This window comes from Pseudoalteromonas sp. K222D, assembly GCF_017653575.1.
Classification (GTDB): Bacteria; Pseudomonadota; Gammaproteobacteria; order Enterobacterales; family Alteromonadaceae; genus Pseudoalteromonas; species Pseudoalteromonas nigrifaciens.
Genome location: NZ_JAGGDL010000069.1, coordinates 1 through 7,523 on the forward strand (window position 1 = coordinate 1; position 7,523 = coordinate 7,523).

A 7,523-nucleotide genomic window follows, 5' to 3' on the forward strand; every position below is an offset into this window, starting at 1 on the left:
TTTTACCGACCTAATGCCGTGGAATGTGCAGCTAGACTTCGATTATAGCTAAGCGCACTGCTTAAATGCGCGCTTACATACAAAATCGACCTTAATAGCGAGTCAATTACCGATAGAAAATTGGTATGAAATGATCGGAGAATCGACACACGCGGATGCGATTCTAGATAGGCTTGTGCACGGGGCGATAAAGTTGGAATTAAAAGGCGAGTCGATGCGAAAAAAACTAAATTTCTTGACTGATGCCGATCACTCAAGTTAGATTTTACTGAGGTCTACTGACAGACAAAAAAGTGATCGGCTTGAATGGTATTGAGCGATCGGCATCATGGTATTACGCAGTAAGCCCGTTGAAGTAGAAGTGGAATCACTAAACGAATTAGAACAAGCCATTTGTTCCGGTGCTGATATTATTATGCTAGATAACTTTAGTGTTGAAGAAATCAAAAGAGCTGTAATTATTACGAATAAGCGAGCGAAACTTGAAGTTTCCGGCAATATGACGTTGGAAACGCTTAGAACTTACTCGCAGGTTGGTGTCGACTTTATTTCGAGCGGTGCATTAACAAAGAACTTAGTATCTATCGATTTATCTATGCGCTTTAAATAAAGCGCATAGAATCATGCTTACAAGAGTTTATTATCGCTTAGTTGCTTCTCAATGATATTTATCTGTTTGGCTAATTCTTCAGCTAATAATGGTGATACAGCATTACCAATTTGTTTTCCAATAGTTGTAATCCCACCTACAAAAACAAAGTCATCAGGGAATGATTGAATTCTAGCTGCTTCTCTAGGGGTAATTGTCCTATTCTTTTCTGGATGAACGATTCGTCCTACCGACGGTGTATTTATCCTAGTTGTTAATGTGAATGCTGGTTTGTTTTTTTCCATACGTCCCCAAGAACCACTGTGAACCGATTTTGTATGCATATGCTCTGGTAGGTCAGATTGCTTTTTCCCACTATTAATTAGTTTCAGTTTTTCTATAGTTTCTTTGCTATGGGAAGAAGCTTTATGATTATGTATAACATTTTGAGTTTGAGCACCAAGCTTTAATTGATAGCTAGTGTATTCCACGTGGTTATCTTTAACCAATAAGTCAACCCCTTCTCCACTATCTATAGGAGGGAGATCGCTAATAGCATCCCATGTTGAAGTATAGTTTGCTGGGCTATTTGTTGCCGAAGGAATAAGTGAGCTTGGGTCTATTTGTTTCCTTGTCCCAAAGAAGAAAGCTCTTTTTCTTAATTGAGGAACTCCATAATCAGCGGCAAGAAGTACTTTAGAATCAAGTTTGTAGCCAATTCCTTCGAATAGGCTATATATCTCATCTCGAATTGCACCACCATTGTAGTTTAATATACCCTCTACATTTTCGATAATAAAATAAGAAGGGTTGAGATCTTTCACAAATCGAAAAAACTCCATAAATAATTCATTTCTTTCATCAAATTTACCTTCGAAACTTTTACGAATTCTATTGCCTGACATCGAAAAGCCCTGACAAGGAGGACCCCCTATAATAATGTCACACTCAACACCTTTATCTCGGAAGTTATTTACTATTGTCTCTGTAGCTAAATTTCTTATATCGATATTATGCAAAATGGTTTCAGGATGATTTCTACTATATGTTTTTGCTATTTCACTATCGAATTCAACAGCAGCTACAATTGAACAGTTGGCTTTTTTAAAGCCAGTTGAAAAACCACCAGCCCCCGCAAAAAGATCTAAAACGGCTAAAGGTCTACTGCTTGGTTTAGATTTGTTTTTCCAGAAATAGTCATTGTTTTTCTCAAAATAAATAAACTCTTTTTGTAATAAAGCTTCAATATCAATAACTTTATTTTTTTCATCAATAAAGGCATGATTTAAAATGATTTGAGGAATAAGAAATTCATATAACTTAGCTGCGGTACATTGCTCATGTGTCTGTAAATAATCAAATGCCATATCTCTGATAAGCTTATATGCATTATTATGATGTGAAAACTTTGTATCAGATGGCTCATCTACTTTCATAAAGTTATAAATAAAATCACCTTTTAAGGTGTTATTTTTATTTATTCCTTGAGTGCCAGAGGATACGGCTTGAGGCTGCATAACGACATTAACTAATTGAAAGCCATTCCTTAATAAAGGTTCTATAATTGCTTTCCAAACTTTTAGATCTCTATTATGAAAAGAAAAAGAAATATATTTACCTTTTTTTAGTACGCGGTTTAATTCTTTGAAAACACTATTCATTCCCTCTTCGAAACTATCTATTCGTTTTTTACGGAAGGGGTCTATAATTATTTCGTTAGAGTAATTAGGTTCAAACCCAAGCCATGAGTTCCATAAATGGCTGAGACCTAAATACGCTATGCTTTCTCCATATGGCGGGTCAGTCCAAATATAATCAATAGATTCGTCATCTATTTGACTGAGAAATCTCGAATCTTGATTATATGTTTGAACAAATTTAGAATCAATTTGCGTTGTTTCGCTTTTCCCTTTAAGAATAGCTTTATATCTTAATTGGATACACTCAAATACGTTTCTTTCAGTATGAACTTTGGGAACCCAGAATTTGCTTATGACCCAACCTGATTTGTAAGATGCAGTTTTTACATCTCCAGGGAGCATTTTTGAACAATTTGGTAAGGCTGAAGTAAAGACAAAAAGTAATAAATTTCTTATTTTTTCATCTTTTTCTTTATTAATTTCCTTAAGAAAAGAAGATAAAATAACCAAGGCACGCTTTGAAAACAACTCATCTATTCTTTCATTACCACTGCGTTTGACATACTGAAGAACTTTATCAATAGGAAAAGCGTTACCTTTAGTTAAACGCTCAAAGTTTTCTACGATGTCATCATAAATTTTAATATCTGTTGTCGTGGCTGTTTTTATAACCTTTTTACAACATGGGCAGTTTAGCCTTATAGTTTCAGGGCCTTCCTCACTCCATACTAGAGAAGATAGCTCAACATTAGCGTCACACTTTGAGCACTCTGTGATATAGAAGTGTCGATATTGTGCAAAAACTTTTTCGTAGATTGACTCAAATCCAAGCTGAAATTTTGGGATATTAACTTTATCTATAGTGTTATCGACAATGAATTTACTCATAGGGTTTAGATCTACCCCTATAACTTCTCTCTCTAGTTTTGCAGCTTCGATAACAGTTACACCACTACCCATAAATGGGTCTAAAACTCGCTCACCTTTTTGGGTATGGGTTGCTATATATTCAGATACTACATTATGAGGCTTTCTACCCCAATACTTATGCATTAAGTAATGTGCTGGGTGTGACTTTGGTGAAATAGCTCGTGAGATTGGAATAGTATGAGATGTCTTTTTAATTTCTGTATTCAAAATATTTTTCAACCCTAAAATTTCATCTTTACAAAATAAACGATGGTTGCTGGCATTCCTGTATGAGGTTAATTTCTCCTCAGACTCCCATCTCTTAATAGTTGCTTCAGACCTTTTTAGAATCTTAGCTGCCTCAGTTGTTTTAATAAAATTTGAATCGTTCATAACTTAGTTCTTTATATTTACCCGCTCATTTTATTTTAACCTTAGAAGCCTAATAAAAGCTAGATAAATATATGAATATATTTAATAATATTTGAAACTACTTAACGCATATACGAATTTATTTTATGAATATTCAAAAATATTGTTTAGATAAAAACTTCTATTTTGACGATGATACCTTATATAACTTCCATTGTTGCTTGCAAACAAAGCCATTTACTATTCTTTATGGGCCATCAGGTACAGGGAAATCTAAAATAGCTGAACTATATGCGGATTTTATATGTGATAAAAAAGGTTTGGAGCTAGATAAGCACCTATGTTTTGTTCCTGTTAGATCCAATTGGACTGCGCCATCAGATTTGATGGGGTTTTATGATTATCTAAATGGTCAATTTGTACCATCAGACTTTTACAACTTCATGCTAAAAGCCGAAGGCGACCAAGGTAACCCATACTTCTTAATATTAGATGAAATGAACTTATCCGTTGTTGAGCATTATTTTTCTGATTTCTTAGCTTGTATAGAAAGTCGACGCTTAATTCGGCAGATAGGACATGACTTTGAAGGTTGGCAAAATCAAGTTACGACACAAACTTACACAACTTTGAGCCAAGCAACGATTCTTGCTTTTATTGATTTAATTGAAAAGGAGGAGTTGTCTTTAACAGATAGCTTCCCTTTATCTATATTGAGAGAGCATGACATAGTTATGGCTTGGAAAGACTCAAATTTTGGAGGACAAGATACAAGTTGGACGCCTCAATTTCGTACAGAATTCAACCAAAAGGATTCAGCTGGAAATAACAGTCGTCTAGCAGGTAAGTTTTTTGAAAATGTTAGCTCTGGTATATATCGCTTTAAACAGCAAAAATCATATGCATTAAATGAGCTATCTGTGGATGTGGTTAAAAGATTGCTAAATATCCAGGTGAAAATTGAACAACATCCTCTAGAGATATATAAAAATTCAAATGAGGTGAAGTCTATGCCTATTCCATTGAACCTTTATATTATCGGCACAATTAATATGGACGAATCAACACATGCGCTTAGTAGTAAGGTGCTTGATAGAGTAAATACTATTGAGATGAATAACGTATCGAGAGATATTTTAACTACTCAGGCTTCACAAGATGGGAGCCTAAAAGTTGATCATCTAAACCATGATTTCTCTACGATAAAAGCAATACCAACAATAAACAGTGCAAAAAAGTTAAATCAAAATAAACCTGAACTTATTGAGTTGATATATTCAATTAATGATGGGTTAAATCCGTACAGAACAAACATGGGGCATAGGTCAATATTTGAAATAACTCATTACGTTAATCAATATATCGCTGAATGTAATGATGAAAGCTTAGCTGAAGAAGCTTTAGACCTTCAATTTTGTCAAAAATTAATACCTAAATTAATGGGAGCAGATGAAAGAGTCGAATTAAGTATATTACATACTGTATCAATTATTACTACAGGAGAATTAAATAATCCAGATCACGTTCTAAACGCAGATATGACTCAATACAAATATCCAAAAACACTGAATAAATTACAAAGGATGTATAAGTATTATACTCAAACTGGTTTTGTTAATTTTGCGAACGTCTGATCATGACTTTAAAAATATTTGACCTTAAAAATAATCAAGAGATTAGCTTTCTCAATAACGAGTTTGTTATTGAGGAAAATAAAAAGTATAAGATTATTGATGAAGCAGGCTTATTAAAACAGGAAGAGTTTACGTCTATTGGTGACTGGATATCCCCAAACTTTGCAACGTTCACAAGTACGAATAAGGTTGCAGTATTTCGGTTAAAGAATATTAATATTAGGGTTAGATCTAAGCTTGGTGACGACTTTTTTAATAAAGTAAAAGCTGAAATAGCGGAGATTGAAAAGCAGCTGCTAATTTCATCCAATGGTTTAGAGGATAGGCTTGCGTTGACTCATGGTAGTTTCTTAGAAGATGTTGCAACTTCGCTTCTAGTAGAATCATGGAATAATGGTAAGCTCCATAGTGTACTTCGTTTTTTATTTGAAAATCCTAAGTTTGGCTTCTTCAATAAAGGTATCAAAAAGAATTTAACTCAAGGCGACGTATTAACTAGTGTTGATTTTCAATATTTAAGTCAATCTACTAGTTCATTTATAGCTCATAACGGAAAAGCAATTCCTACTACAATTGATACTGTGGCTAGAGTACAGACACATAATGTTATAGAAATGCGCTTTATAAAGTTTTTCTTATTATTTTGTTTTAGTTTATTAGAAAAACGAATTATTAGTTTAGGGCTTGAAATAACTGAATTGAAAAAAAACATTTTTGAGCAGAAAATAAAAGGTAACAACGATAAAGTTGTATTACTTGGAAATATACTTCGTACATTAAAAAGTAAACAAAAAAACAATAAAAATATTAAATTGCAATTAAATGTTTTTATCAGAAATAAAGTTTTAGATAATGTTAAATTTGCGGGCGAAATTGATTTCACATCTTTGAAGCTGCATAACCAATTCCACCTTAAGTATTTACTTAATTTGTATCTTAAAATGCGCAAGTCTTTTGAGCCCTTAAGTAGAAATAATTTGGTTTACTTAGATATAAATTCTCTAGAAAACCTTTATGAGTACTATTGTTTTATTCGGCTGTTAAAAGATTTTGATGTTCCACTCGAACATATAAAAAGTTTAATCAAAAAAGATAAAAATGGCTGGGTTATTGATAAAGATATACCTACGGAGATTGGATTAAACTGTGGCTTTGTTTGTACTCTTTACTTTAAAAAGATTTTTAAAAGTATGTGTGGGAGTTATTCTCAACGTTATGATCCGGATTATACAATAGAGCTAAAAGATAGAAATAATGAAGTGTCCTATTTACATCTAGATGCAAAGTATAGGCACTATAAATATCAAGTAAAGAAAGATGATATTGATAAGATGCACACATACACTCACGCGATAAAGGGATCTGTAGGTTCTATCGTTTTATTTCCTGGTAAAGATAAAATTTATTATAAGTGTTTAAACTCTTTAGTGGGTGCTCTCTTCTGTAATCCTTTAGAACCACTAAATTTGAAAAGAGGGATTCAAGACTACTTATCTATAATTAAATAGCTTAATACTGGATAATTAGTTTGTTACCATCGAAATTTTGCGGGAGTAATTATGAAAACATGGTACTTGGTGACTTGCAAGTCACGTCAGGAAGATAGAGCAGCCACCAATATATGTAATCAAGGGATAGAGTGTTTTTATCCAAAAATAATTACAGAAAGGCTACAGAGAGGGAGGAAAACCATTAAGGAGTCCGCTCTATTTCCCAGTTATATTTTTGTTCGCTTGAATGACGTCAATGGTAAGTTTTCAGTAGTTAAAAATACCCGTGGAATAAATGGTTTTGTAGCATATGGCTCTAAGTACCAAAAAGTACCAAACGAGCTAGTCAATAGTTTAATCAATGAGCGATTAACTGAAAGCTTGTTACCTGAATCAGGTGATACTGTGTTAGTAAATAATACATCCTTTAAAAATATTGAAGCAATTTATAAAGAACCTGATGGTGATGTAAGGAGTATTATATTAATAAATATGCTAAACAAAAAAGTTGAGGTTAGTATTGAAAACAAAGACATTATTGTTAGGGGACAAGATTAAGCTCCAATTAATGTATTGTGAGTGTCTAGTCAACTAATTTATATTTTTTTTGGAGCGAGTTTAAGAATAGTTTTAATTCACTATATATTTGACTCCCAAAAATTATCTCACCACTACTTGCATATATTTCTGGTTCTTCGTCAGTCCCTTCATTAATAGCCTCAACTATTACATATCTAGGCGTATCTTCCTCTCTTTGCTTTACGTCAACATAATCTATCCATAATACATAAAACTGCTCGCCCACTCTGAAGCGGAGTTTTTCAAGTTAGTTGTCGCATCAAATTAAATTTTATGCCGCCCGCATTGCTTCTTTTTTCTCTGGATTTAA

At 33.2% G+C, this 7,523-nt stretch carries 4 protein-coding genes and 2 pseudogenes; 5 read left to right on the forward strand and 1 reads right to left on the reverse strand.

Going from position 1 to position 7,523, the window contains the following annotated elements; genetic code table 11:
• Positions 1-61: 61 nt before the first annotated feature.
• Both J5X91_RS17670 and J5X91_RS17675 read left to right on the forward strand, forming a co-directional pair.
• Positions 62-262 (forward strand): annotated as a pseudogene (locus J5X91_RS17670) (ATP-binding protein); the annotation flags it as partial.
• An 81-nt stretch (positions 263-343) separates the two neighbouring features.
• Positions 344-610, forward strand: a pseudogene (locus J5X91_RS17675) (nicotinate-nucleotide diphosphorylase (carboxylating)); the annotation flags it as partial.
• A 17-nt stretch (positions 611-627) separates the two neighbouring features.
• Here J5X91_RS17675 and dcm read toward each other — a convergent pair.
• Positions 628-3,531: a DNA (cytosine-5-)-methyltransferase gene (dcm, locus tag J5X91_RS17680; protein WP_208835351.1), complete on the reverse strand. Its 2,904-nt coding sequence runs from the start codon at positions 3,529-3,531 to the stop codon at positions 628-630.
• Positions 3,532-3,656: 125 nt separating this feature from the next.
• Here dcm and J5X91_RS17685 point away from each other — a divergent pair, with 125 nt between their 5' ends.
• From J5X91_RS17685 to rfaH, 3 genes are read left to right on the forward strand one after another with little or no spacing between them, the layout of a single operon-like run.
• Positions 3,657-5,144 carry an AAA family ATPase gene (locus tag J5X91_RS17685; protein ID WP_208835352.1) on the forward strand — a complete coding sequence of 496 codons (1,488 nt, stop codon included), beginning with the start codon at positions 3,657-3,659 and terminating at the stop codon, positions 5,142-5,144.
• 2 nt (positions 5,145-5,146) lie between these two features.
• Positions 5,147-6,652 (forward strand): nuclease domain-containing protein, encoded by a 1,506-nt coding sequence (locus J5X91_RS17690; RefSeq protein ID WP_208835353.1) that lies wholly within the window; start codon positions 5,147-5,149, stop codon positions 6,650-6,652.
• A gap of 51 nt (positions 6,653-6,703) precedes the next feature.
• On the forward strand, positions 6,704-7,192 hold the full coding sequence (gene rfaH / locus J5X91_RS17695; protein WP_208835354.1) for a transcription/translation regulatory transformer protein RfaH: 489 nt from the start codon (positions 6,704-6,706) through the stop codon (positions 7,190-7,192).
• Positions 7,193-7,523: the final 331 nt, after the last annotated feature.